We start from the raw sequence: 25,118 nt of genomic DNA, 5'->3' as shown, positions 1-25,118 counted from the left end.
CTGCAATTCGGGCGGGTCAGGGCCGGTTGTACCACTCGCACGCGAGTGCCGTGTTCGCCTCAAGGCAGATCCTGACAGACGCCACCCCGCCGGGCGCATCGGCAGGCAACTCGTGCCTGAACTGGTATGTCACGTTGCACCGAGTGCCGCTGCTCACAGTGCCGAGTACGCTGCCAGAGGCACCGTACGTGCTGAACAGCACCCTGCCGCAGCCGGCGGCCCGGTGCGTTCCGGCGGCCCCGACCGAGCGGTCGCGCCAAGTCAGGGTGCCGCGGACGGAGCTGGCGCCGATCGTGACGTCGAAAGAGGTGCTCGGGTAGGGGGCGGTCTGCGCGCCGGCGGCGGGAGCGCCCAGCAAGGTGCCCGCGGTCAACACGATGGAACCGAGACCGGCGGCGAGATGAGTCTTCATGCGATCTCCAGGATAGGGACTGCGGTGCCCGGCACGCGGTCGCGTGCGGCATCCACCGGTTGAAGTGAAACGGGCCGGGGACGAACCGGTTCGGCGAAGCCGCGGTCCGCTTCGCGGCGACGCCTACCGTTGCGGTACTAGCGCAGGCCGTCGACGCAGTAACCGGCGCGGTAACAGGTCTGGCCCTTGAGGTAGTTCTGGTTTTCGTCGGTCATGTAGACCCAGATGTTGTCGGACCCGCCGACGACGTCCGCGGCAAGGGCGAAGTCCGCCGGCCCGGATCGATTGCACCAGGTGCTGGTGCTCTTGAAGTCCAGCGAGGTGCTGCCGGCGAACGCCCGCGCGTAGACCCGCCGGCAATTGCTGGCCTTGAACGATCCGTCGATACTGACCGACCGGTTGGACCAGCTGGCCGTCCCTTTGTAGTAGCTAGCCCCGTACTCGATTGAGATGGTGGCGGCAGCGGCGCCGACGGCGGTCGCGGGTGTCGCCGCGAAGGCCATCCCGGCAATCGACACGGCCGCGGTCACTGCCACGCCGGCCTTCCTCGTGCGGCTCTTCACCTTCGATGCGTCCTTCGACCTCGCCATGACGACCACTCCCTGGCTCCTCGTGTGCCGGATGCGCAACCTCACCGTCGTGCCGGGGCGCCCGCCTCGGATCGGGCAGTGAACGTTGCTGCCGTTGTTCGGCGTCACGACTCCACCACGCGGGGACCTCACGCCGGAAAGCATTCGAGCCCGTTCAAATCCACCGCGACGACTGCTAGCGTCGGGCGGTGCTCACGCTGCGCGTAGACGCCGATACCGTGTCCAGGACACGGCTGGCGCCTTCCCCTGCTTCGGAGTCCATGGCGTGGCTGACGCTCACCGCCGCGTCGGGACGGCACCCGGTCTTCGGGGACCCCGGACCACTCGCCCGAGCAGCACTCGCCCATCCCGACGTTGCCCTGCTCGTAGACCTGTTGCCGCGCAACGGCGACACCTACAGGCCCGACCTGCTCACCCCTCAGCCAGGAGCGGACGCACAGCGCCGCGATCTGATCGACGAGCAGATCGCGCACATCGAGGCCGTGGCGCAGGACGACCTCGTAACCCAGGTCTTCACCCACACCCGTACCCACTGGAACAGGCCGCTCCTCGCCACCACCCGCCGGATCGCGGAGTCGGGGCGGATGCAGCGCCGTCTCGCCAACGGTCTCGCCCGGTTCTGGCGCGAAACCTTGGCCGATGGGTGGCCCGAACTGCGCTCGATCATCCACCAGGACATAGCCCACCGCGCGACAGCCATCGCCACCCACGGCGTGGGCCGGACGCTCGAAGCGCTCCACCCCGACATGGCCTGGGCAGGCGCCGCGATCACCCTCGCCAAGCCGTGGGATGCCGAGATCGACGTCGCCGGCCGGGACTTGGTCCTCACCCCCAGCGTGCTCAGCCGGCCCGCCGTCGTCATTCAGGTCGACACCCCTGGGCAGTTCGTCTTCTACTACCCCGCCCAGCGGATCGGGGCCGACCGGGATCGCAGGTCCGGAAAGATCGCGCAAGTGGTCGGCAACGCCCGAGCGGCCTTGCTGGCGGACCTCGAAACCGCCCGGTCCACCGCGGAACTCGCCGCCCGGACCGGATACGCCCCGGGCACGGTCTCCTACCACCTCAGCGCCCTGCACCGCGCACGCCTCGTCACCAAGGTCCGAGACGGGCGCTACGTGCTGTACCAGCGGACCGCGCATGCGACAGGACTCCTGGAAGAAGCCCGCTGCGATTCGGGAGCTGACGCACAGTAAGTGGGCGCTCGCATAGGGGATTTGGTGCGGTGGAGATCGAGTGTGTTACCCATACGCAATCCCGAGAGCGGGACAAGAGCCCTGGCCGGTGGCAGGATGCACCGCAGCTTGCGCAGCACACAGCGTTGTTGATCTCGCTCGCGCCCTGGTTCGAGCCTGCCCTGGAGGTCCTGTGTCCGCTCGTTCCCCGAAGTCCGTTCGTTCCACGAGGGCTGTCATGGCCCTGACCGCAGCCGCCGGTCTGCTGATGGCGGGCTGCACCAGCACCAAGTCCGACGACGGCGGCGACAAGGGCGCCTCGGGGATCAAGCTCGTCTCGTCCGGCAAGATAAAGACCTGCACGCATCTGCCCTATCCGCCGTTCCAGTCGAAGAAGGACGGCAAGATCGTCGGCTTCGACGTGGATCTGGTCGACCTGGTCGCCAAGGAACTGAAGGTCGAGCAGGAGATCGTCAACACACCCTTCGAGGGCATCGAAACCGGCCAGGACTTCAACATCCGCAAGTGCGACCTGGCCGCGGCGGGCATGACGATCACCGACGAGCGCGACAAGGTCATGGACTTCTCGGACCCCTACTTCAACGCCACCCAGGCGCTGATCACCAAGAAGGGGCAGCCCTACAAGACCTTCGAGGACCTCAAGGGCAAGAAGCTCGGCTACCAGAAGGCCACCACCGGCGGCATCTACGCCAAGAAGGAGAGCAAGGGCCTCGACATCGAACTCGTGGAGTACGAGGACGTCGGCTTGCTGCTCACCGCGGTCAAGGCCGGCAAGGTCGACGCGGGCATCAACGACAACGGCGTGCTCTTCGAATACGTCAAGGACAACCCGGACACCGAGGTGACCGCGGAGTTCGACACCGGCGAGAAGTACGGAGTCGGCTTCCGCACGGGCAACGACGCACTGCGCAAGAAGGTCAACGAGGTCCTCAAGCAGGCCCGCAGCGACGGCAGTTACGACAAGATCTACAAGAAGTGGTTCGGCACCACTCCGCAGAGCTGACCTCACGCATTCAAACGGCTGACCAGAGGAGTTCTGCACGTATGTCCATGTCCCGACGGCGGCGGGCACGGCTGTTCCGCGGCGTCCAGTACGCCGTGCTGTTCATCGCCATAGCCGTGTTCGCGCTGGTGGCCGACTGGGGGACACTGCGCCAGGCATTCTTCGACGTGGAGATCGCCAAGGCGCTGTTCCCCGAGGTGATCACCACCGCGCTGGTCAACACCGCCTACTACACGCTGCTCGGCTTCGGATTCGGCCTGGGGCTCGGCATCGTCCTCGCACTGATGCGGCTGTCCACGGTGCCTCCGTACCGCTGGCTCGCGATCGCCTACATCGAGTTTTTCCGCGGCATTCCCTCCCTGCTCGTGTTCATCGCGCTCGGCTTCGGCGTGCCGCTGGCCTTCGAGGTCGCGCTCGACATGGACATCACGGTGATGCTGTCCCTGGGCCTGGTGGGCGCCGCCTACATGGCCGAGACGATCCGCGCGGGCATTCTGGCGGTGCCCAAGGGGCAGACGGAGGCGGCCCGTTCGCTGGGCATGTCACCGGGGCGCGCGATGGTGTCGATCGTGATGCCGCAGGCGTTCCGGATCGTGCTGCCGCCGCTGACCAACGAGCTGATCCTGCTCACCAAGGACTCCTCGCTGGTGTATCTGCTCGGTCTCTCGCTCGGCCAGTTCGAGCTGGCCAACTTCGGCCGGGACGCGCTGAACGAGCACAAGAGCCTGACCCCGATCCTGATCGCCGGACTGCTGTATCTCGTCATCACCCTCCCGCTCGGCCATCTGGTGCGGCGGCTCGAGGCCCGTACGGCGAAAGCCAGGTGAGCACGATGAAGTTGGACAAGACACCCGACGCGCCCACGCCCGCGGGCCAGTCGATCGAGGTGCGCGAGCTGCGCAAGTCGTTCGGCGATCTGGAGGTGCTCAAGGGCATCGACCTCACGGTCGGGCGCGGTGACGTGGTCTGCGTCATCGGCCCTTCGGGCTCCGGCAAGTCGACCCTGCTGCGCTGCGTCAACCTCCTGGAAGAGCCCACGTCGGGCACGGTGACGGTGGCCGGCACGGAGGTCACCGACCCCGATGTGGACATCGATCGCGTACGCCGCCGGATCGGCATGGTCTTCCAGTCCTTCAACCTCTTCCCGCACCTCACGGCGCTGGAGAACCTGACCATCGCGCAGCGCCGTGTGCTGCGGCGCGGCAAGGAGGAGGCGGAGCGCATCGCGCGGGCCAACCTCGCGCGTGTGGGCCTCGTGGACAAGGAGCGGTCCTATCCGGCGCAGCTCTCCGGCGGCCAGCAGCAGCGGGTCGCGATCGCCCGGGCGCTGTCCATGGACCCCGAGCTGATGCTCTTCGACGAGCCGACCTCCGCGCTCGACCCCGAGCTGGTCGGGGACGTACTCGCGGTGATGCGCTCGCTCGCCCAGGAGGGGATGACGATGCTGGTCGTCACCCATGAGATGAGCTTCGCGCGCGAGGTCGCCGACCGGGTGGTCTTCATGGACGACGGAGTGATCGTCGAGGAGGGCACGCCCGAACGTGTGGTGGGCGACCCGCAGCACGAGCGGACCCGCACGTTCCTGGCGCGCGTCCTCGATCCCGCGGCGGCGGAGGTGGGCGAGGTCCCCGACACGGGGCCGCACGAGAAGCGCGTGGACCGCTGAGCGCACCTCGGGACAGGGGAACGTGAGGGCTGCCACGATGACGGGGAAACTCTTCGGGTCGAAGGCCTGCCGATGTACAGTGAGAAACGCCCTTGACCTGCACAAAGCAGGCAGGGAGCCACCTTCCGGGAGTGCCTCATGCTGCGCACCATGTTCAAGTCCAAGATCCACCGCGCCACGGTGACCCAGGCGAACCTGCACTACGTGGGCTCCGTCACCATCGACGCCGATCTTCTCGACGCCGCCGACCTGCTGCCCGGCGAGCTCGTGCACATCGTCGACATCACCAACGGCGCCCGTCTGGAGACGTACACCATCGAGGGCGAACGCGGCAGCGGCGTCATCGGCATCAACGGAGCGGCCGCGCACCTCGTGCACCCCGGCGATAGAGTGATCATCATCAGTTACGCGCAGGTCGACGACGCCGAGGCCCGCACCATGCGACCCAAGGTCGTGCACGTCGACGGCGCGGACAACCGCATCGTGGCCCTCGGCGACGACGCGGCCGCGCCGGTGCCGGGCGCCGAGGACATGGCGCGCAGCCCGCAGGCGGTGTGAGACCGGCGCGGCCCGCGCCCGCCCTCCAGGAGAGCCGATGAGCAGCAGTGGAATCGAGATCCGCGACGACCGGGCGCGCGGCGTCCTCGAGGCGCGCGCGGGCGGTGAGGTCGTGGGCCAGATCGTCTACTTCACGCTGGACGCGCCCGAGTCCGCCCTGGTGCCGGTGCACACCGAAGTCGTGCCCGCCCACGAGGGCGAGGGCATCGCGGGATCACTGGCCAGGGAGCTGTACGCGCTGGCGGCGCGCGAAGGCGTCGCCGTCGCGCCCCTGTGCCCGTACGTCGTGAAGTGGGCCGAGCGGCACCCCGACGAGGCGCCCGTCGCCTCGGGGGCGCTGGTCAGCGCCGCCCTGGACAAGGTGAAGTCGGACCCGGCCGCGTGGTGAGCGCCACGCTCGCCCTGCTGCACACCTCGCCCGTGCACGTCCCCGTCTTCGAGGGGCTGCGGGACCAGGACCACCCGGGGCTCGCGCTGCGGCACCTCGTGCACGCGGACCTGCTCGCGCGGGCCCGCGCCGAGGGGCCCGACGCGGTGGCCGACGACGTCCAGGAAGTGCTCGTGCGGGCCGTCGCCGAAGGGGCGGACCTCGTGCTCTGCACCTGCTCGACGATCGGCGCCGTCACCGAGGCCCGCGCCGCCGCTCTCGGCGTCCCCCTCGTACGCGTCGACCGGCCGATGGCGGCCGCCGCCGTGGCCGCGGGGCGTTCCGTGGCCGTCGTCGCCACCCTGGAGAGCACCTTGGGGCCGACCCGCGCCCTGGTCGAGGAGGAGGCCGCCCGCGCCGGGCGGCCTGTCCACGTGACCGAGGTCCTGGTGGACGGCGCCTGGGAGAGGTTCGAGGCCGGCGACAGGGAAGGCCACGTACGTCTGGTCGTGGAGGCCGTCGACGCCCTGCACGGCGTCGACTCCGTCGTCCTCGCCCAGGCGTCGATGGCGGAAGCGGCGGACCGCGCCGCTCTCCCCGTACCGGTGATCTCCGGCCCGCGCCCCGGTCTGCGCGAGGCCGTCCTGCGGTGTGGTGTCGGCGCCAAGTCGTAGGCTGGCGCCGGGAGATGGTGATCGCTCACCCCTCCACTCGACACTTCACACGCACGCTTCACGGGAGCGGACATGGCGCAGCAGGACGAAGAGGCCGTGATCAGTCCAACCGGCTGGGTGGCCAAGCAGGCCCGGCTGTACGAGGAGTCGGGTGGCACCAAGGGCACCGGGGTGCAGGGCGTCCCCTGCCTCCTGCTCGACTACCGCGGACGGCGCACGGGACAGATGCGCCGCACCGTGCTGATCTACGGCCGCGACGGCGAGGACTACCTGGTCGTCGCCTCGAACGGCGGCGCCGACGAGCACCCACTGTGGTACCGCAACCTCGTCGACGAGCCCGACGTACGACTGCGCGTCGGCACCGAGGAGCGGTTCGCCGCCCGCGCCGAGACACTGTCGGCCGAGGACAAGGCCAGGGTCTGGCCGAGCCTCGTCGAGCTGTTCCCCCTCTACGCGGACTACCAGGCCAAGACGGACCGCGACATCCCCGTCGTACGCCTCAGGCGCACCTGAGACCGAGGTCGGACGGCGCGAGGACGCGTGGACTCGGCAGGCGTGGGCACGCGAGGCGGGAGAGAGTGGACACGACCGATCTCCGACCCCGATGGAGGAGACATGACCGTCCCGTACCCCGACCCGGTGCCGCCGAGCCCGATCCCCGACCCGAACGGGCCGAATCCGCTTCCGGACCCCGAACGGCCCACACCGGGCCCGGGCCCCGGCCCCGTGCCGCGCCCCACGCCGGACCCGCCGCCGACCCCGCTCCCGCCGCCGGGACCGGAGCCCGAGACGGAGCCGAAGCCGGTCTGACGGCAGGCAGAGAACAGGCAGGCCGAGAGCAGGCAGGGAGGCCGCCGGAGGGGACAGGTTTTAGGCCTGTACCTCCGAGCGGTCCCCGCCCCACAGCGTGTGGAACGAACCCTCGCGGTCCGTACGCCGGTAGGTGTGCGCCCCGAAGAAGTCCCGCTGCCCTTGCGTGAGCGCGGCCGGCAGCCGGTCCGCGCGCAGCGCGTCGTAGTACGCGAGGGCCGCCGAGAAGCCCGGCGTGGGGACGCCCTGCCGGGTGGCCGCGACCAGGACCGCGCGCCAGTCGTCCTGGGCCGCGCCGATCTCCTGCGCGAACGTCTTGTCCGACAGCAGGCTCGGCAGGTCCGCGCGCGTGTCGTACGCGGCGCGGATGCGGTCCAGGAAGGCGGCGCGGATGATGCAGCCGCCGCGCCAGATGGCGGCGACCGCGCCCAGGTCGATGTCCCAGCCGTACTCCTCGCTGCCCGCGGCGACCTCGTGGAAGCCCTGCGTGTACGACACGATCTTCGATGCGTACAGTGCCTGCTCGACCTGGTCGGCGAAGGCGCTCGCCTCGGCCTCGTCCAGCGGGCGGGCGGTCGGTCCCGCCAAGTCCTTGGACGCCGCCCGCAGTTCGGAGTGGCCGGAAAGCGACCGTGCGAACACCGCCTCCGCGATCCCCGAGACCGGGACGCCCAGATCGAGGGCGATCTGCACCGTCCAGCGGCCGGTGCCCTTCTGCTCGGCCTGGTCCTGGACCACGTCCACGAACGGCTCACCGGTCGCGGCGTCCACGTGCTTGAGGACCTCCGCCGTGATCTCGATCAGATAGGAGTCGAGGCGGCCGGTGTTCCAGGTGCGGAAGATGTCGGCGATCCGAGCGGGGGAGTAGCCCGCCACATCGCGCAGCAGTTGATACGCCTCGGCGATCAGCTGCATGTCCGCGTACTCGATGCCGTTGTGCACCATCTTCACGAAGTGCCCCGCGCCGTCCGGGCCGACATGGGTGACGCACGGCGACCCGTCCTTCGCCTTCGCCGAGATCTTCTCCAGCATCGGGCCCAGCGAGGCGTACGACTCGGCGGAGCCGCCCGGCATGATGCTCGGGCCGAGCAGCGCGCCCTCCTCGCCGCCGGAGACGCCCGTACCGACGAAGTGGATGTCCTGCTCGCGCAGTTCACGCTCGCGGCGCCGGGTGTCGGCGAAGTGCGCGTTGCCCCCGTCGATGATCATGTCGCCCGGCTCCATGAGCGGCGCGAACTCCTTGATGACGGCGTCCGTGGGCTCGCCGGCCTTCACCATGATCACGAGGCGGCGCGGGCGTTCGAGCGCCGCCACGAACTCCTTGGCGGTCTCGGTGGCGATGAACTCGCCCTCGTCGCCGAACTCCTCGACCAGCGCGTGCGTCTTGGCCGCCGTGCGGTTGTGCAGGGCGACGGTGTAACCGTTGCGTGCGAAGTTGCGGGCCAGATTGCGCCCCATGACCGCGAGGCCCGTGACACCGATCTGGGCTGACGTGCTGCTCATGCCGTGGCTCCTGAGGTGGAAGTGCCGCCTGTGTTCGCCAGTATTGCCCCGCGGCGTAGCGTGACATTCCGACACTGTGTCCGACGAAGGAGCCGCCCGTGCCCCATTTCGACATGCCGCTCGACGAACTGCGCCGCTACCGGCCCGAGGTGACCGAGCCCGAGGACTTCGACCCGTTCTGGGAGAAGACCCTTTCGGCCGCACGCGAGCACGACCTGGACGCCCGCTTCACTCCCGTCGACGCGCACCTGAACACCGTCGACGTCTTCGACGTGACGTTCGCCGGGTTCGGCGGTCACCTGGTCAAGGGGTGGCTGATACTGCCCGCCGGGACGACCGAGCCGCTGCCCGCCGTCGTCGAGTACATCGGGTACGGCGGCGGCCGCGGCCTCCCGCACGAGCGCCTGCTGTGGTCGGCCGCGGGCTTCGCGCACTTCGTGATGGACACCCGGGGGCAGGGCAGCGGCGGTTCGGCGGGCGACACCCCCGACCCGGTCGGCAGCGGGCCCGCCTACCCCGGCTACATGACGCGCGGCATCGAGGACCCCCACGAGTACTACTACCGGCGTGTCTTCACCGACGGCGTGCGGGCGGTCGAGGCGGCCCGCGCGCACCCGCTGGTGGACTCCTCGCGCATCGCGGCGGTCGGCGGCAGCCAGGGCGGAGGGATCACCCTCGCCGTCGGCGGACTCGTCCCGGATCTGGCGGCGATCGCGGTCGACGTGCCGTTCCTGTGCGACTTCCCGCGCGCCACGACGCTCACCGACCGGCCGCCCTACCGGGAGATCGCGCTCTACATGAAGGCGAAGCGCGGCGTCGAGGAGCGCGTCTTCCGTACGCTCGCCTACTTCGACGGCGTGCACTTCGCGGCGCGGGGCACGGCGCCCGCGCTCTTCTCCGCGGCCCTTGAGGACATGACGTGCCCGCCGTCGACCGTCTTCGCCGCCCACAACGCCTACGCGGGGGCGGAACGTTCGATGGAGGTGTACTCCTTCAACGATCATGAGGGCGGTGGCCCCTACCAGCAAAGTGTCCAACTCCGTTGGCTCCCGGAGCACTTGAAGGGCTGACCGGTGGTGCGCTCCCTCGGTCGCGCGCCCTTGTCACGCCTCGGTCGGAGCGGCTAACTTGCCGCCTTGTCGTGTGTCCGACGTGACTGTGATGTGTGTGACTGAGGGAGCTCTCATGGCCGTACGCGGTCGGCACCGCCGGTACCAGCCGAACCGGATCAACCGAGCTTCGCTGACCGTCACGGCGGGCGGCGCCGGGATGGCGCTGCCGCTGATCGGTACGGGCACGGCGGAGGCTGCCGACGTCGACACCTGGAACAAGGTCGCCGCCTGCGAGTCCACCAACAACTGGAGCATCAACACCGGCAACGGCTACTACGGCGGTCTCCAGTTCAAGCAGTCGACCTGGGAGGCGTACGGCGGCACCGCCTACGCCCCGCGCGCCGACCGCGCCACCAAGCACCAGCAGATAGCCGTCGCCGAGAAGGTCCTCAAGGCGCAGGGGCCGCAGGCCTGGCCGGTCTGCTCGGAGCGGGCGGGCCTGACGCGGGGCGGTGACGCGCCGGACATCACGCCGATGAGCGCGCCCAAGAAGGCCGCGGCGAAGGCCCCGCAGCGTGAGGTCAAGGACGTCAAGCCGGAGGTGACCCCGCAGTCCACCGCGGGCCGCGGCCAGATGTACACCGTCGTGCGCGGTGACACGCTCTCCGGGATCGCCGACGAGCGCCGGGTGAGCGGCGGCTGGCGGCAGCTGTACGAGGCCAACCGCTCGACGATCGGCGCCGACCCCGACCTGATCACGCCGGGCCAGCGGCTCGCCATGCAGGCGCAGAAGAAGGGCCAGAAGGCGCAGGCCGCGCCGAAGCCGCGTACGCAGCCCAAGCAGCGGGCCGAGCCCAAGGCCGAACCGAAGCCGAAGCCCCAGGCCCAGAAGGCCGAGCCGAAGAAGGCGAAGCCCGCCCAGGCCACGCAGGGCATGTCCGCACCCGTGGCCGCCTCGCCCAGCACCCCCTACCGCGCCGCGGGCGGCTCCTGGTCGAAGGGCTATCACACGGGTGTGGACTTCCCCGTGGCCACCGGGACGTCCGTGAAGGCCGTCGCCGCGGGCACGGTCGTGTCGTCCGGCTGGGGCGGCTCGTACGGCTACGAAGTGGTGATCCGGCACGGCGACGGCAAGTACTCCCAGTACGGCCATCTCTCGGCGCTCACCGTGAAGGCCGGGCAGAAGGTGGGCGCGGGGCAGCGCATCGCGCGCTCGGGGTCCACCGGCAACAGCACGGGACCACACCTGCACTTCGAGATCCGTACGGGACCCGGCTTCGGCTCCGACGTCGATCCGCTGGCGTATCTGCGGGCGGGCGGCGTCCGGATCTGACGCGGAGCCCTGCGCGAACGATCGAAGCCCCTGGGAATCTCTCTTCCCAGGGGCTTCGGGACGTGCGTGAGGCGCCTTGGCGGGTGGCCTCAGAAGCCGATGCGTTCACGGCCGTGGCCATGGCGGAACAGCACTCGCCGGTGCGGTCCGGCCGCGGGCTGGGAGGGCACCGCGGGCAGCTCGTGCGCCCGCTCCTGGGGCCGCTTCCGGGGAGCCACGGCGTCCGCCGCCACAGGGCCGCCCTTGGCCACCTGGACCGTCGAGGCCGCCGCACCCTGCGCCGCGCCGATCCGCTCCGTGGTCAGCAGGATCAGACCGCCGGCCGCGACGACTCCGAAGCCCAGGGCGACGGCCGTGCCCGCCGAGCCGTAGCGGAACGATTCGCCGAAGAGCGTGAGGCCCACCGCGGCGGCCACGACGGGGTTCACGACCGTCACGGTCGACAGCGGGGCCGCGAGGCCCGCGCCGCGGTAGGAGGCCTGCGAGATCAGGACACCGGCACCGGCCAGGACGGCGATCACGGCGAGGCTCGGCACCTGCTGTGCCAGTGGGACGCCCGCGTCCAGGTCCACCGCCACCGTCTTGGTGAACACCGAGGCGATGCCGAAGGCGACGCCCGCCGCGCTGGCGAGCAGCACACTGCGCACCACCGGATGGCGGTGCACCGCGTGCGCCACGACCATGAGCGTCACCACGGCGCCCGCGGTCATCAGCGCCACCATGATCCGCTCGGTGCCGTCCAGGGACTGCGCGTCCGCCGACTGCGTCAGCGAGAGCAGCCCGGCCAGACCCACAGTCGCCATGATCGCCCCGCGCCACGCGGTGGCCCCCGCCTTGCGGCGCACGAAGAGCGCGGCCATCGGCAGCGCGAAGACGATGGTGAGGGCGCCGAGCGGCTGCACCAGACTCAGCGGCCCGTACGCGAGCGCCACCACGTGCAGGAGCGCACCCAGGCCGTTCAGCGCGATGGCGACCCACCAGACGCCGCGGCGCAGCGGTGCGTACCGCCGCTCCGGCATGCTGACGGCGACGCGCTCCTGCAGAATGGCCCCGCCCGCGTACGCCACGGCGGACACGAGGGAGAGCAGCACGGCGAGCGTGAGGGCACTCATGAGGTGCTCCACGGCTTGCGTTGCGCCCCCTGGTGGGCCCGGGGCGTCCGGCGCGGCGAACGGTCGGCTTCCATACCCACCACGATCTCGCGAATTTCGCTCCACGTCGTCGTACCTCAGCAGGCATTGGGTCCTACTGCCGATGGAGTACGACCCGAGAGATGTCCTCCCCCGGGTGGGTTACGCGATGGTTCGGTGGATCATCCGAAATCTCGAAAATTCTTGCGAGGTCATATCCTCGGTCCTCGTGGAAAGGGGTCCGGATGCACCGGCACATACGTACCGTCGACGACGTCCTGAAGCTCATGGACGGCCTGTTCGCGCCGGAAGCCGACCGCTGGACCGCCGACGCGGCGACCTGGTGGGACGGCTTCTACACCGACCGTGACCGGCCGGTGCCGTTCTTCGTGGCGAAGCCGGACGAGAACCTGGCCTCGTACGTCGAGCGTGGGCTCGTCACCCCGGGGCGCGCCCTCGATCTGGGCTGCGGTCCCGGCCGCAACTCCCTGTATCTGGCCTCCCTGGGGTTCCAGGTGGACGCCGTCGACCTCTCCCCGGCAGCCGTGGACTGGGCCGAGGAGCGGGCCCGCGAGGCCGGGGCGGACATCCGCTTCCACCGCGGCGACGCCTTCGTGCTCTGCGAGAGTGAACTGCGCGGCCCGTACGACCTGATCCATGACTCGGGCTGTTTCCACCACCTGCCGCCCCACCGCCGCGTCAGCTATCGCTCCCTGCTCGACCGCGCGCTTGCCCCCGGCGGCCACCTCGCCCTCACCGCCTTCGCCGCCGGTGAAGCGGGTTCCGGCTCCGAACTGCCCGACGCGGACTTCTACCGCGCGTCCGGGCTCCAGGGCGGCCTCGCCTACACGCCCGAGTCCCTGCGCTGGATCTTCTCAGAGCTGACGGAGGTCGAACTGCGCCGCATGCGCGACGAGCCCGCCGACTCCCCGCGCTTCGGTGAGCCCTTCCTGTGGACGGCGCTGTTCCGGCGGGACGCCTAAGCTCTGCTGCCGTGACTGCCCCTCTCGACCTGACCGAAGTCGGCTCCGTCGGCGGATTCTTCGCCCTGCGCACGGGCGCACCGCCCGCGGGGCCCCAAGTGACGCCCCTGGCACGGCTGTACGCGGGGGACGACGGCCCCCTCGCGTTCCGCGTCGACAAGGTCGCCGCCAAGCTCGGGGCGCCCGACGCGCGCGTAGCGGTGTCCGTGGCGCAGCTCGGGCTCGCGGCGCGGCTGTGGTCCGTGGCGCTCGGCTCGGCCGCGCTCCACGGCGAGGTGCCCGACCTCGATCCGGGGCGGCTGCACTGGGACGCGGACGGCAGCTCCCCCGACGACCTGTGGCTGGCCGAGGTGCGGACGCGGCCGGGGGATGCGGCGACCATCCGGGACGTCGTGCAGCACGCCCATCTGGCTCCGCTGGCTGACGCCTTGCGCACGCGGTACCGGATTTCCGCAGCCCTGCTGTGGGGCAACGCGGGCTCCGCGCTCGCCGGCGCGGCCCGTGAACTGGGCACCTGGGCGCGCCGCACGGGACGTGCCGACGCGGGGGAGCGGGCACGGGCTCTGGCCGTCGAACTCTTCGTCCATCCCGACCTGCGCGGCACCGGAACACTGCGCGGCACGGCGTTCCGCCGCCGCAGCTGCTGTCTCTACTACCGGTGCCCGGGCGGCGGACTGTGCGGGGACTGCTGCTTCGACCGCCCGCCCCGGAGGTCGGTGCGGGCCTCTTCCCCACCGGGCGCTTCTGGGTGACCATGAGGGGGCGGACGACCGGCGGCTGGGGTGGACGGACGGAGGTTCTGCGTGCGAGTAGGACTGCTCACCCGGGAATATCCCCCGGATGTCTACGGCGGGGCGGGTGTCCATGTCGAGTTCCTCGCACGGGAGTTAGAGGCCCTCGTCGATGTCGACGTGCACTGCTGGGGCAGCGGCGCAACCGCCGACGGCCCCATGCGCCACCAGGCCTGGGACTTGCTCGACGGCGCCAACGACGCCCTGCGCACCTTCTCCGTGGACCTCTCCATGGCGGCGGCTCTCACGGGCTGCGACCTCGTCCACTCCCACACCTGGTACGCCAACCTCGCGGGCCACATCGGGAAGCTCCTGTACGGTATCCCGCACGTCATGACCGCGCACTCCCTGGAGCCGCTGCGCCCGTGGAAGGCCGAGCAACTGGGCGGCGGGTACGCCCTCTCCGGCTGGGCCGAGCGCACCGCCGTCGAGTCCGCGGACGCCGTGATCGCCGTCTCGCGCGGCATGCGGACCGACATCCTCGACTGCTATCCCGGCATCGACCCGGCGAAGGTGCGCGTCGTCCACAACGGCATCGACACCAGCCTGTACCGCCCCGTACCCGGGACGGACGTCCTGGAACACCTGGGGATCGACCCCCAGCGGCCGTACGTCCTGTTCGTCGGACGCATCACCCGGCAGAAGGGCGTGCCCCATCTGCTGCGCGCGGCCAAGGAGTTGGACCCGTCCGCGCAGCTCGTGCTCTGCGCCGGAGCGCCCGACACCCCGCAGATCGACGCCGAGTTCCGCACCCTCTTCGAGGACCTGAGCCGTTCCCGCGGGGGTGTCCACTGGATCCCGGAGATGCTGCCGCGCCAGCAGATCATCCAACTCCTCACACACGCGCGCCTGTTCGTCTGCCCGTCGGTGTACGAACCGCTCGGCATCGTGAACCTGGAGGCGATGGCCTGTGGCACCCCGGTCGTGGCATCGGACGTCGGCGGCATCCCCGAGGTCGTCGCCGACCACAGCACGGGCCTCCTCGTCCCGTACGAGGAGAAGGAGCCGGCGGCCTTCGAGGCGCGGCTCGCGGAAGCCCTGAACGAACTGGTCACCGATCCGCGCGCCGCGACCCGGATGGGCGCCGCCGGACGTGACCGGGCCGTCAAGGAGTTCGGCTGGGACGCGGTCGCGCGACGCACGACCCGCGTGTACGAGGAGTTACTCGAGTCCAAGTGATCCCAGTTAAGGGGGCGGCGCGATGCGCGGTGGACCTTCGGTGCTCGGAATCGTCCTGGCGGGCGGTGAGGGCAAGCGCCTGCAACCCCTCACGGCCGACCGGGCCAAACCAGCGGTCACGTTCGGCGGCACCTACCGCCTCGTCGACTTCGTGCTCTCCAATCTCGTCAACGGCGACGTCATGCGGATCTGTGTGCTGACCCAGTACAAGTCCCACTCCCTGGACCGGCACATCACCACCACCTGGCGCATGTCCAGCCTCCTCGGCAACTACGTCACCCCGGTGCCGGCCCAGCAACGTCTGGGCCCGCGCTGGTACTTGGGCAGCGCCGACGCGATCCTGCAGTCCCTGAACCTCGTCCACGACGAACAGCCGGACTACATCGCGGTGTTCGGGGCCGACCACGTCTACCGCATGGACCCGCGCCAGATGCTCAACCAGCACTTCGAGAGCGGCGCCGGGGTCACGGTCGCGGGGATCAAGGTACCGCGCTCGGAGGCGTCCTCCTTCGGCATCATCACGCCCGCGCGGGACGGCACGCGCGTCGACCGCTTCCTGGAGAAGCCCACCGACCCGCCGGGCCTGCCGGGGTCGCCCAACGAGGTGTTCGCCTCCATGGGCAACTACGTCTTCACCACGAAGACCCTCGTCGACGCGATCCAGCAGGACGCCGAGGACGACAACTCCAAGCACGACATGGGCGGTTCGATCCTGCCGATGCTCACCGAGCGCGGCTTGGCCCAGGTCTACGACTTCGACGACAACCACGTGCCGGGGGAGACCCCGCGCGACCACGGCTACTGGCGTGACGTCGGCACACTCGACGCGTACTACGAAGCGCACATGGACCTGATCTCCGACCAGCCGGTCTTCAACCTGGACAACCGCCGCTGGCCGATCTACACCCACCCGGGCGGCCTGCCACCGGCCAAGTTCTGCGCGGCGGGCATCGCGAGCGAGTCCATCGTCAGCCCCGGCTGCGTCATCCGTGGACAGGTCACACGCTCCGTGCTCTCACCCGGCGTGACGATCGAGGACGGGGCCGTCGTCCAGGGCTCGGTCCTGCACGACAACGTACGCGTGGGCAGGGGAGCGGTGGTGCGCGGCGCCGTCCTCGACAAGAACGTGGACGTCCCGCCCGGGGCGACGATCGGCGTCAACCCCGAGCGGGACGAGGAGCTCTACACGGTGTCGAAGGGCGGCGTGATCGCGCTGGGGAAGGGGCAGATCGTGCCCATGTAGCCGCCTCCGCGTCCGTGCCCGCTACAGCACCCGGCGACGGCGCCCCAGCCACGTCTGCGCGATCACCACGAGTGCCAGGAAAGCGCCGCTGACCACCTGTTGGTAGGCGGAGTCGAGTGAGCCGATCTGGTTGATGACGTTCTGGATGACCTTCAGGAGCAGCACGCCGACGAGTGATCCGCTGATGAAGCCGAATCCGCCGGTCAGCAGGGTGCCGCCGATGACGACCGCGGAGATCGCCTCCAGTTCCATGCCCGAGCCGAGGATGGTGACGCCCGAGACCAGCCAGGCCGCGTTGAGCGCGCCCGCGAGGCCCGCGCAGAGGCCGGAGAGGGTGTAGACGGTGACCTTGGTGCGGGCCACGGGGGCGCCCATGAGGGCCGCCGCGTCCTCGTTGCCGCCGACCGCGTACACGTACTGGCCGAAACGGCTGCGGCGCAGGATCACGGCGCCGGCGACGAAGAGGGCGAGGGTGATCCAGACCGGCGCGCCGATGCCGAGGAACTTGCCCTGGCCGAGCGTCGCGAAGAACGAGTCCTTGTCGACGAGGTAGGTCTTGGAGCCCTCGTCGGTGATGGAAAGGAGGATGCCGCGCGCACCCAGCATCGCGGCCAGTGTCACGATGAAGGGGGCCAGGCGTGAGCGGGCGATGAGGAGGCCGTTGACGAGGCCGATGAGTCCGCATACGGCCAGCGGCAGGAGCAGCGCCACCGCCGTCCCGTACTGCGATCCCCAGGCCGCCAGGACGCCGCCGAGGGCGAACAGGGACCCGACGGAGAGGTCGATGCCGCCGGTGATGATCACGAAGGTCATGCCGAGGGCGACGACCGCGAGGAAGGCGGAGGAGACCGCCATGTTCTCCAGGTTGTCGCCGGTCAGGAACGTGTCGAAGCTGAGCGAGGCCGCGATCACGGCGACCACCAGGGTGACCAGGGCGCCGTGCTGCTGGGCGAGTGCGCTGACGCGCTCGGAGCGGGTTGCTCCGGTCTCCTCGTCCTCGGGCTTCTTCATGGGCTTGGCCTCGGATAGGACGGTGCCGGTCACCGCTTGCCCCTCTCCCGTGCCGCGTAGACGGCGAGAATGATCACTACCGCCTGGGCGATCTGTGTCCAGGAGGGCGGCAGATCGTGCTTGATGAGCGTGGCGGTGAGCAACTGGATGAGTACGGCGCCCGCGACGGTGCCGCCGATCCGTACGCGACCGCCGCTGAGCGGGGTGCCGCCGACCACGACGGCGGTGATCGCGGACAGTTCCATCAGGTTGCCGAGCGAGGTGGGGTCGCTGGCGGTCAGGCGTGCCGTCGCCAGGACGCCCGCGATGGCGGCGAGGACGCCGGAGCAGACGTACACGAGGATCAGGACGCGTCGTACGGGGAGTCCCGCGAGGCGCGCGGCCGGGCGGCTGTCGCCGATGGCGAGGAGCTGGCGCCCGAAAGTGGTACGCCGGACGACGAAGGCCACGATGAGCGCGAGAGCCGCCGCGATCAGGACGAGGTAGGGGATGCCCAGGACGTCACCGGAGCCGAGCGAGGCCATGGTCGGGTCGCGTACGTCCTTGAGCTGGGGCAGGAGCACGAGGGCGAGCCCGCGGGCCGCGACCATCAACGCCAGGGTGGCGACAATGGGTTGGACGCCGATGAACGCGATGAGGGAGCCGTTCGCGACGCCGATGGCCGCGCCGCCGATGAGCGCGACGATGATCGCGACCCATGTCCCGTAGCCCAGGTAGAGGGAGAGCAGGGACGTGGAGAGCGCCATGACCGAGCCGACGGAGAGGTCCACGCCCTCGCTGCCGATGGCCAGGGCCATGCCCAGGGCGACGATGAGGACGGGGGCGACCTGGACGGCCTGCGTGCGGAAGTTCTCGGCGGACAGGAAGTGCGGGGTGAGGGCGATATTCAGGATGAGGAGGACGGCTACGCCGAGGTAGACGCCGTAGTTCTGGAGGTAGCGCAGGACGCGCTCGCGGTCGGCGGGTGCTTTCGTGCCGACGGCGTCCGTGGCGAGGTCAGTCATGTTGGTCTCCGGGACCTCCGGTGGTGGCTATCGCTCGCATGAGGGCGTCCTCCGTGACGTCGGAGCCCGTCAGTTCCTCGACCACCGTGCCGTCCTTGAGGACGACGACCCGGTCGGAGCCCTCGATGAGTTCCTCCATGTCGGAGGAGATGAGGAGGACCGCGAGGCCGTCGTCGGCCAGTTCGTCGATCAGCTTCTGGACTTCGGCCTTGGCGCCGATGTCTATGCCGCGGGTGGGTTCGTCGAGGAGCAGGACCTTCGGGTTCATCGCCAGCCAGCGGGCCAGGAGGACCTTCTGCTGGTTGCCGCCGGACAGTTCGCCCACCTTCTGGTTCGGGCCCGACGCCTTGATGCGCAGGCGCGTCATGAACGCGTCCACGATTCTGTCGATCGCCGCCTCGTTCACCAGGCCGAGGCGGGAGAGGCGGGGGAGTGCGGCGAGTGCGATGTTCTCGCGGACGGAGAGGCCGGGGACGATTCCCTCGGCCTTGCGGTCCTCGGGGAGCAGGCTGATGCCGGCGCGGATGGCGGCGGGCGGCGAGCCGGTGCGGACCGTGTCACCCGCCACCACCACGCGTCCGGAGTCGGGCGGCAGCGCTCCCGCGATGGCCTTGGCCGTCTCGCTGCGCCCCGAGCCGAGCAGGCCGCCCAGCCCCACCACTTCGCCGGGCCGGATCTCGACCGAGACGCCGTGCAGGTGGTGGCGCATCGTCAGGTCGCTTGCCTGAAGCACCGGTTCGGCCTCCGGGGCGTGCTCGCCGGAGAATTTGGTGACGCCCTCCTCGCGTACTTCCCCGACCTCGCGCCCCAGCATCAGCGAGACGAGGCGCAGCCTGTCGAGTTCCGCGATGGGTCCCGTGTGCACCAGCTTGCCGTCGCGCAGCACGGTGACCGTGTCGCACACCTCGTAGAGCTCCTCCAGACGGTGGCTGACGTAGATCACCGCGATGCCGCGGTCCCGCAGCATGCGGATGACGCCGAACAGGGTCTGGACCTCGCGCGGTTCGAGCGACGACGTGGGTTCGTCCATGATGACGACCTGCGCGTCGACCGAGACCGCTCGGGCCAGGGCCACCATCTGCTGCGTGCCGACGCCCAGTTCGCGCAGCGGGCGGCGCACGTCCACCCGGATGCCGAGCCGCCGCAGGCCCTCGTCCGCCTCGCGGTGCATGCGGCGGAAGTCGATGAGGCCGAGCCGGCCGCGAGGCTCGCGGCCGAGGAAGAGATTGCGGGCCACGCTCATCAGGGGGACGAGGTTGACCTCCTGGTAGATGGTGGAGATGCCCGCGTGCTGTGCCTCCAGGGGCGTGGCGAACGCGACCTGTCGCTCGTTGTACGTGAGTGCGCCGGCGTCCGGTGCGTACACGCCCGTCAGGACCTTGATCAGCGTGGACTTGCCCGCGCCGTTCTCGCCGATCAGGGCGTGCACCTCACCGGCGCGTGCGGTGAAGTCGACCCCGTCCAGGGCCCGTACGCCCGGGAACGTCTTGCTGAGGCCGGTGACCGAGAGGACGTCGGACATCTCAGTACGCCTTGCCGAGGTCCGCCTTGGCGTTGTCCTTCGTGTACGCGCTGTCCTTGATGACGATGTCCTGCGAGACCTTCGTGCCCTTGGTGAAGGTGTCCAGGGTCTGGAAGGCCAGCGGGCCGAAGCGCGGGTTCGACTCGATGACGCCGTCGATCCAGCCGTCGACGATGCCCTGCACGGCGTTGCGGGTCCCGTCGACCGTCACGATCTTCACGTCACCGGCCTTCTTGCCCGCGCCCTTGAGGGCGTTGACCGCGCCGAGGCCCATCTCGTCGTTCTCGGCGTAGATCCCCTTGATGTCCGGCTTGGACTGGATGAGGTTCTCGGTGACCGACTGACCCTTCTCGCGGGCGAACTCGCCCGTCTGCTTGAAGACGATCTTGAGGTCGGGGGCCTTCTCCTTGACGCGGTCCTCGAAGCCCTTGGTGCGCTCGGTGGTGACGTTGTTGCCCGCGGAACCGAGCAGGATCGCGACCTTGCCCTTGCCGCCCGTGGCCTTGATCATCTGATCGGCCGCACGCTTGCCCTGCTCGACGAAGTCGGAGCCGATGAAGCTGACGTAGTCCTTGCAGGCCTTGGCGTTGATCTTGCGGTCGATGGTGATGATCGGGATGTGCTTGGCGGAGGCCGAGCGCAGCACGGGCTCCCAGCCGTCGGAGTTCAGCGGTGCGATGACCAGCAGGTCCGCGCCCTTGGCGATGAGGTCCTGCACGTCGCTGATCTGCTTGGAGAACTGCGACTGGGCGTTCGCGGTGAGGAGCTTGACGCCGCGCTTCTTCGCCTCGGCCTTGATGGACGCCGTCTCCGCGATGCGGAAGGGGTTGGCCTCCTTCTCCGACTGGGAGAAGCCGACGGTGGCGCTCTTGAGGTCGAGCTTCTTGCCGCCGTAGGCGTCTATCGCGCAGGTCGGGCCGCTGCCCTCGCTCGGTTCCGAGACGACCTGCCCGGAGTCGCCCTGGTCCTGTGACGCGGAGCTCTTGTCGCCGTCGTCCTCGGACTTGGCGCATCCGGTGGCGAGCGCGAGGCTCGCGGCGAGACCGGCGGCGAGGAGGGTCCTGGCTGAGGTGCGGCTAAGGCGTGTGGTCGGCTTCATGGAGTCCCCAAAACGGCACGGCCCCGGCGCTGAGAGCGCTCACGGGAGGATCGGCTCTTACGGTCAACTCGGCGGTACGGGGAGCTTTTTACATCGTTGAAAGGGGGCTGTAAACCCTCCGCGCACGGGGAGACCGCCGCCGACGCGTCGCCGGTTCAGCGTCGTCCCAGCGTGCTTTCCCGCTCCACCAGGCGGAATTCAGCCGTGAGTTCGCGTCCCTCTGGCGCCCCCGAGCCCTCCAGACTGCGCAGCAGAGAGGCCACCGCGAGCCGGGCGATGGCCTGTTTGTCCGGCGAGACCGTGGTCAGCGTGACCGCCCCGAACTGTCCCTCGGCGATGTCGTCGAAGCCGACCACCGCCACGTCCCACGGCACCCGCAGACCCCGCTCGTGCAGCACCCGCATGGCGCCGATCGCCACCAGGTCGTTGTACGCGAACACCGCGTCGGGCCGCACCCCCGCGTCCAGCATCCGGGCCATCGCCTTCGCGCCGTCCCAGCGGTTCCAGCCGCCGACCGGACCCACCAGGCTGTCCGGCGCGGCTATCCCCGCCTGCGTCAACTCCTCGCGCCAGCCCTGGAGCCGCAGGTTCGCCGGGCGGTTCGCGGAGTCCGTGCGGGCGCCGAGATAGGCGATCCGGGAGCGGCCGCGGCCGATGAGGTGGCGTACCGCGGCGCGGGCCGCGGCCACGTTGTCGATCGCGATGTGGTCGTAGGGCAGGTCGTATTGGCGCTCGCCGAGCAGCACCAGCGGCACGTCGTCCTCGCGGCCGAGCAGGTCGGCCGACTCCAGCTCCAGCGGACTCATGATCAGACCGTCGATCACCCGGGCCCGGAAACCCTGGCTGACCAGAATCTCCTGCTCGCGGTCGCCGCGCGTATGGTCGAGCAGGACGGTGAAGTCGTGCTCGGCCGCCGCGTCGATGACCGCGCCCGCCAGCTCGGCGAAGTAGGGGTTGCCCAGCTCGGGGACGGCGAGCGCGATGATGCCCGTACGCCCTTTCCGCAGGTGACGCGCCGTCAAGTTGGGGCGGTAGCCCAGCTCGTCGATCGCCTCCTGCACGCGCGCCCGCATCGCCGGGGTGACGTGCTGATATTTGTTCACCACGTTCGAGACGGTCTTGATGGAGACGCCCGCGCGCTCCGCGACGTCCTTGAGGCTAACCCGCACGAGCAGCTCCCTGCGTAGAGGTGCACCCCTGTCCTGGGGTGTTTGTCATGACCCTGGACAGCGCGCCGGAGAGCGTGCTGTCATGCCAACTGCCGTTCCTTCCAACGTTGTACAGATTCGTTGTACAGACTGCGGCGGTCAGCCGCCACCCCCTTCCTCAGTCTTCAAGCACCGCTTCGAGCTACGGAGGATCTGTGCGCCCCACCCGACCCAGACGCGTCAGGCAGCGACTGATATTGCTGCTCACCGTCGCCCTCGCCTTCGCCGGACTCACCGCGGTCCCCGCCGCGACAGCCGCCGACGAACCCCCCGAGATCCACGGCCTGAAGGGCGAGTACTACACCCAGTCCGCCCCCGGTGCCTTCGACTTCCACGAGCTCAAGGCCACCGGCTTCGACCAGAAGATCGACTTCGACAACCTCGACCCGCGCCTGGCCTTCGCCACCGGCAAGGCCGACGACGCCACCGTCCGCTGGACCGGCAAGGTCGTCCCGGAGAAGACCGGCTCGCACACCTTCTCCATGATCGGCGACAACGGCTTCAGGCTCTGGGTCGACGGCAAGCTCGCCATCGACCACTGGGTCGACGACTGGGACAAGGAACAGACCGCCCAGCCTGTCGAGTTGGAGGCCGGCAAGGCCTACGACATCAAGGTCGAGTACTTCGAGCACTACGGCGGCTCCAACCTCCACCTGCGCTGGACCGAGCCCGGCGGCACCAAGAAGGCCGTCCCGCAGTCGGCCTTCCGCCTCCCCGACGGCTTCGAGTACGACGGCGCCACCTCCGCCACCGTCCTCAAGGACGGCCGCACCCTGAAGCTGGACTTCGCCCAGAAGCTCGGCACGCCCCCGAACGGCCTCGCGGACCACATCGAGGCGGTCATCGGCGGCGCCAAGTGGCCCATCGGCACGATCAAGGCCGACCCCGAGGACCCGCGCGCGCTCCTCGTGGGCCTCAAGGAACCCGTCGTGGGCAACAAGACGGGCACGGCCAAGGGCACCGCCGACATCCGCTACGACGGCAAGGGCGGCCTGGCGGGCGACGACGGCAAGGAGGTCGCCGCCTTCTGGAGCAGCGGACCCAACCACTCCGAGCACCAGCTGCGCACCAAGTTCGCCGACGACGTGAAGCCGGGCAACGTGCTCCCCGAGTACCCGCGCCCCCAGCTGACCCGCGACGCCTGGCGCAACCTCAACGGGACCTGGCAGTTCGCCGCGGCGAAGGCCGGCGAGAAGCCCCCGTTCGGCAAGCAGCTCGGCGAGAAGATCCTCGTCCCCTACCCCGTGGAGTCCCAGCTCTCCGGCCTGGAACGGCACGAGGACCGCATGTGGTACCGCAGGACCTTCACCGTCCCGCAAAACTGGAAGGTCGGCGACGGCAAGCGCCTCAAGCTCAACTTCGGCGCGGTCGACTGGCACTCCGAGGTCTTCGTCAACGGCAAGAAGGTCGCCGAACACAAGGGCGGCTACGACAAGTTCAGCGCCGACATCACGGACGCCCTGAAGCCGGGCAGGACGCAGGAGCTGATCGTCGGCGTCTATGACCCGACCGACTCCAAGGACGGCGAGAACCCGCCCGTCGGCAAGCAGCGCCTCGACCCCAGCGGCATCTGGTACACCCCGTCCTCCGGCATCTGGCAGACGGTGTGGATGGAGCCGGTGGCCGCCGACCACGCCGACTCGCTGAAGATCACGCCCGACGTGGCCGCCAAGCAGGTCACCGTCGAGCCCAAGGGCGTACGCGACGGAGTGCCGGTCAGGGCGGTCGCGTACGAGGGCAAGAAGAAGGTCGCGGAGGCGAGCGGACGCACGGGCAGCCCGCTCAAGCTGAAGATCGCCGAGCCGCGTCTCTGGTCGCCGGACAAGCCCTTCCTCTACGACCTGAAGGTGACCGTCGGCCGCGACAGCGTCAAGAGCTACTTCGGGATGCGGACCGTCGCCGTGGAGAAGGTGAACGGCACCCCGCGCACCATGCTCAACGGCAAGCCCACCTTCCTGATGGCCACGCTCGACCAGGGCTTCTGGCCGGACGGCCTGCACACGGCGCCGACCGACGAGGCGCTCGCGTACGACCTGAAGATGCACAAGGAGATGGGCTTCAACTCCGTGCGCAAGCACATCAAGGTGGAGCCCGACCGCTGGTTCTACTGGGCGGACAAGCTGGGCCTCATGGTCTGGCAGGACATGCCGTCGATGGACGCGGGCCGTAATCCGGGCACGGCCGCCCGCGCCCAGTACGAGTCCGAGATGAAGCAGATGATCGACGAGCACTGGAACCACCCCTCGATCGTCATGTGGGTCACCTTCAACGAGGGCTGGGGCCAGTACGACGAGGGCCGCATCGCCACCCAGGCCAAGTCCTGGGACCCGACCCGCCTGATCAACGGCATGTCGGGCCTCAACCTCGGGCGCGACGGCGGCACCGGCGACATCATGGACGAGCACGGCTATCCGAGCCCCGCGCTGCCGCCCAAGCCCGACGGCGAACGGGCGCTGATCAACGGCGAGTACGGCGGTCTCGGACTCGCGGTGCCGGGCCATGCCTGGTCCGTCCAGCAGAGTTACGTCGACGTGGACCCGGCGACGTACACCGAGGACTACCTCACCAAGCTGAACGAGGTGCGCGCGCTCGCCTGCAAGGGCGGCAACGGCGCCGTCTACACCCAGATCTCGGATGTGGAGGGCGAGTTGAACGGTCTGCTGACGTACGACCGCAGGGTCGTCAAGCCCGACGTGAAGCGGCTCAAGGCAGCACATGAGGCCTTGATCGGCGACGCGTCGCGGCCCGCCCCGGCGGGGTGCCCGGCTCCCTGACCCGCAGCGCTCG

The 25,118-nt window shown here is 69.8% G+C and carries 25 protein-coding genes; 16 read left to right on the top strand and 9 right to left on the bottom strand.

Translation table 11 applies throughout. The annotated features are described in order from the left end of the window. Window positions 1-16: 16 nt before the first annotated feature. Together ACWFRU_RS14315 and ACWFRU_RS14310 are read right to left on the bottom strand one after the other, a co-directional pair. Window positions 17-412, bottom strand: coding sequence for a hypothetical protein (locus ACWFRU_RS14315; protein WP_453686709.1), 396 nt, complete (start codon window positions 410-412; stop codon window positions 17-19). Window positions 413-549: 137 nt separating this feature from the next. Next, on the bottom strand, window positions 550-1,110 hold the full coding sequence (locus ACWFRU_RS14310) for a hypothetical protein (protein WP_453686707.1): 561 nt from the start codon (window positions 1,108-1,110) through the stop codon (window positions 550-552). A gap of 152 nt (window positions 1,111-1,262) precedes the next feature. Between ACWFRU_RS14310 and ACWFRU_RS14305 the strand changes: the two genes are divergently transcribed. The 9 genes from ACWFRU_RS14305 to ACWFRU_RS14265 all read left to right on the top strand — a co-directional run bounded on the left by ACWFRU_RS14305 (window position 1,263) and on the right by ACWFRU_RS14265 (window position 7,273). Then, window positions 1,263-2,195, top strand: coding sequence for a helix-turn-helix domain-containing protein (locus ACWFRU_RS14305; protein ID WP_453686705.1), 933 nt, complete (start codon window positions 1,263-1,265; stop codon window positions 2,193-2,195). A gap of 217 nt (window positions 2,196-2,412) precedes the next feature. Next, window positions 2,413-3,198, top strand: coding sequence for an ABC transporter substrate-binding protein (locus ACWFRU_RS14300; RefSeq protein WP_453686703.1), 786 nt, complete (start codon window positions 2,413-2,415; stop codon window positions 3,196-3,198). Window positions 3,199-3,239: 41 nt separating this feature from the next. Next, window positions 3,240-4,025, top strand: coding sequence for an amino acid ABC transporter permease (locus tag ACWFRU_RS14295; protein ID WP_453686701.1), 786 nt, complete (start codon window positions 3,240-3,242; stop codon window positions 4,023-4,025). A gap of 5 nt (window positions 4,026-4,030) precedes the next feature. Further along, window positions 4,031-4,864 carry an amino acid ABC transporter ATP-binding protein gene (locus ACWFRU_RS14290; protein ID WP_453686699.1) on the top strand — a complete coding sequence of 278 codons (834 nt, stop codon included), beginning with the start codon at window positions 4,031-4,033 and terminating at the stop codon, window positions 4,862-4,864. A 138-nt stretch (window positions 4,865-5,002) separates the two neighbouring features. Next, window positions 5,003-5,422, top strand: coding sequence for an aspartate 1-decarboxylase (panD, locus tag ACWFRU_RS14285; RefSeq protein WP_453686697.1), 420 nt, complete (start codon window positions 5,003-5,005; stop codon window positions 5,420-5,422). Window positions 5,423-5,459: 37 nt separating this feature from the next. Then, window positions 5,460-5,810 carry a GNAT family N-acetyltransferase gene (locus ACWFRU_RS14280; protein ID WP_453686695.1) on the top strand — a complete coding sequence of 117 codons (351 nt, stop codon included), beginning with the start codon at window positions 5,460-5,462 and terminating at the stop codon, window positions 5,808-5,810. Beyond that, window positions 5,807-6,463, top strand: a complete 657-nt coding sequence (locus tag ACWFRU_RS14275; protein ID WP_453686693.1) for an aspartate/glutamate racemase family protein — start codon at window positions 5,807-5,809, stop codon at window positions 6,461-6,463. The genes ACWFRU_RS14280 and ACWFRU_RS14275 overlap by 4 nt, the downstream gene beginning before the upstream one ends. A 72-nt stretch (window positions 6,464-6,535) precedes the next feature. Continuing rightward, window positions 6,536-6,976, top strand: coding sequence for a nitroreductase family deazaflavin-dependent oxidoreductase (locus tag ACWFRU_RS14270; RefSeq protein ID WP_453686691.1), 441 nt, complete (start codon window positions 6,536-6,538; stop codon window positions 6,974-6,976). Window positions 6,977-7,078: 102 nt separating this feature from the next. Continuing rightward, window positions 7,079-7,273, top strand: coding sequence for a hypothetical protein (locus ACWFRU_RS14265; RefSeq protein WP_453686689.1), 195 nt, complete (start codon window positions 7,079-7,081; stop codon window positions 7,271-7,273). Between the two features lie 60 nt (window positions 7,274-7,333). Here the strand turns inward: ACWFRU_RS14265 and gndA are convergent, their stop codons facing one another. Beyond that, on the bottom strand, window positions 7,334-8,776 hold the full coding sequence (gndA, locus tag ACWFRU_RS14260; protein WP_453686687.1) for an NADP-dependent phosphogluconate dehydrogenase: 1,443 nt from the start codon (window positions 8,774-8,776) through the stop codon (window positions 7,334-7,336). 98 nt (window positions 8,777-8,874) lie between these two features. Between gndA and ACWFRU_RS14255 the strand changes: the two genes are divergently transcribed. Both ACWFRU_RS14255 and ACWFRU_RS14250 read left to right on the top strand, forming a co-directional pair. After that, the gene (locus ACWFRU_RS14255) at window positions 8,875-9,846 is read left to right on the top strand and encodes an acetylxylan esterase (RefSeq protein WP_453686685.1); all 972 of its coding nucleotides are present in this window, start codon (window positions 8,875-8,877) and stop codon (window positions 9,844-9,846) included. Between the two features lie 115 nt (window positions 9,847-9,961). Then, entirely contained in the window at window positions 9,962-11,161 is a 1,200-nt protein-coding gene (locus tag ACWFRU_RS14250; RefSeq protein ID WP_453686683.1) for a transglycosylase family protein, read from the top strand. An 89-nt stretch (window positions 11,162-11,250) separates the two neighbouring features. On the opposite strand, the gene ACWFRU_RS14245 is transcribed toward ACWFRU_RS14250, so the two are convergent. Further along, a complete protein-coding gene (locus tag ACWFRU_RS14245) occupies window positions 11,251-12,273 on the bottom strand; it encodes a DMT family transporter (RefSeq protein ID WP_453686681.1) in 1,023 nt (340 codons plus the stop codon). A 263-nt stretch (window positions 12,274-12,536) separates the two neighbouring features. Between ACWFRU_RS14245 and ACWFRU_RS14240 the strand changes: the two genes are divergently transcribed. Genes ACWFRU_RS14240 through glgC form a run of 4 tightly spaced genes read left to right on the top strand, consistent with a single transcriptional unit; the run spans window position 12,537 to window position 16,487 of the window. Next, window positions 12,537-13,274: a class I SAM-dependent methyltransferase gene (locus ACWFRU_RS14240; protein ID WP_453686679.1), complete on the top strand. Its 738-nt coding sequence runs from the start codon at window positions 12,537-12,539 to the stop codon at window positions 13,272-13,274. An 11-nt stretch (window positions 13,275-13,285) separates the two neighbouring features. Then, window positions 13,286-14,026: a (2Fe-2S)-binding protein gene (locus ACWFRU_RS14235; protein ID WP_453686678.1), complete on the top strand. Its 741-nt coding sequence runs from the start codon at window positions 13,286-13,288 to the stop codon at window positions 14,024-14,026. Between the two features lie 51 nt (window positions 14,027-14,077). Then, window positions 14,078-15,244, top strand: a complete 1,167-nt coding sequence (gene glgA / locus ACWFRU_RS14230; protein ID WP_453686676.1) for a glycogen synthase — start codon at window positions 14,078-14,080, stop codon at window positions 15,242-15,244. A gap of 22 nt (window positions 15,245-15,266) precedes the next feature. Continuing rightward, a complete protein-coding gene (glgC, locus tag ACWFRU_RS14225; RefSeq protein ID WP_453686674.1) occupies window positions 15,267-16,487 on the top strand; it encodes a glucose-1-phosphate adenylyltransferase in 1,221 nt (406 codons plus the stop codon). Window positions 16,488-16,508: 21 nt separating this feature from the next. Here glgC and ACWFRU_RS14220 read toward each other — a convergent pair whose 3' ends face one another. From ACWFRU_RS14220 to ACWFRU_RS14200, 5 genes are all read right to left on the bottom strand, one after another. Then, on the bottom strand, window positions 16,509-17,498 hold the full coding sequence (locus ACWFRU_RS14220) for an ABC transporter permease (protein ID WP_453686813.1): 990 nt from the start codon (window positions 17,496-17,498) through the stop codon (window positions 16,509-16,511). Window positions 17,499-17,527: 29 nt separating this feature from the next. Continuing rightward, a complete protein-coding gene (locus ACWFRU_RS14215) occupies window positions 17,528-18,502 on the bottom strand; it encodes an ABC transporter permease (protein ID WP_453686672.1) in 975 nt (324 codons plus the stop codon). Beyond that, window positions 18,495-20,024, bottom strand: coding sequence for a sugar ABC transporter ATP-binding protein (locus ACWFRU_RS14210; protein ID WP_453686671.1), 1,530 nt, complete (start codon window positions 20,022-20,024; stop codon window positions 18,495-18,497). Before ACWFRU_RS14210 ends, ACWFRU_RS14215 begins: the two co-directional genes overlap by 8 nt. Window position 20,025: 1 nt before the next feature. Further along, window positions 20,026-21,123, bottom strand: a complete 1,098-nt coding sequence (locus ACWFRU_RS14205) for an ABC transporter substrate-binding protein (RefSeq protein WP_451209029.1) — start codon at window positions 21,121-21,123, stop codon at window positions 20,026-20,028. A 155-nt stretch (window positions 21,124-21,278) separates the two neighbouring features. Continuing rightward, a complete protein-coding gene (locus ACWFRU_RS14200; protein ID WP_453686668.1) occupies window positions 21,279-22,292 on the bottom strand; it encodes a LacI family DNA-binding transcriptional regulator in 1,014 nt (337 codons plus the stop codon). Window positions 22,293-22,486: 194 nt separating this feature from the next. On the opposite strand from ACWFRU_RS14200, the gene ACWFRU_RS14195 reads away from it, so the two are divergent. Continuing rightward, window positions 22,487-25,105 carry a PA14 domain-containing protein gene (locus ACWFRU_RS14195; RefSeq protein ID WP_453686666.1) on the top strand — a complete coding sequence of 873 codons (2,619 nt, stop codon included), beginning with the start codon at window positions 22,487-22,489 and terminating at the stop codon, window positions 25,103-25,105. Window positions 25,106-25,118 lie beyond the last annotated feature (13 nt).

The organism is Streptomyces sp. NPDC055099, assembly GCF_053607685.1.
The sequence above is the reverse complement of the archived record's forward strand: the minus strand, read 5'-3'. Positions and strand labels throughout refer to the sequence as shown.